The organism is Streptomyces sp. A1136, assembly GCF_004795055.1.
Taxonomy (GTDB): domain Bacteria; phylum Actinomycetota; class Actinomycetes; order Streptomycetales; family Streptomycetaceae; genus Streptomyces.
Map to the genome: position 1 here is coordinate 1 of NZ_SSBJ01000370.1, position 519 is coordinate 519.

Genomic DNA, 519 nt, shown 5'->3' on the forward strand with positions numbered 1-519 from the left:
GAGAAGGCGGAACCGGTCGTCGAGCCGGTACAGCAACTGCTCCACCGAGAGGGTGCCGAGCCGGCCCGCCGCCAGCTCCAGGGCCAGCGGAATCCCGTCCAGGCGGCGGCACAGCTCGGCGGCCGCCTCCTCGTGCTCCTCGGCCAAACGCTCGCCGCCCCGGGCGTCGGCGCCGCGCTCCGTGAAGAGCCGCAGCGCGTCCTCGTCGTTCAACGGCGCAAGCGGGAACACCCGCTCGCCGTCGATCCTGAGCGGCAGCCGCCCCGCGGCGAGCACGCTCAGGCCGGGGCAGCCGCGCAGCAGCTCCCGTAAGAGTCCGGCGCAGGCGTCCACCAGCTGCTCGAACCCGTCGACCACCAGCAGGACCCGGCGCTCCCCGAGGTGGTCGAGCAGCAGTCGGCGCGGGGGTCTCGCGGTGTGGTCGGTCAGGCCGAGCGCCTCGACGACCGCGTGGTCGAGCAGGCCGGGATCCGTCAGCGCGGACAGCTCGACCAGTCGGACACCGTCGCAGTACCGTTC

At 74.0% G+C, this 519-nt stretch carries 1 pseudogene; it reads right to left on the bottom strand.

Going from position 1 to position 519, the window contains the following annotated elements:
* Positions 1-519: pseudogene (locus E6R62_RS40190) on the bottom strand (regulator); the annotation flags it as partial.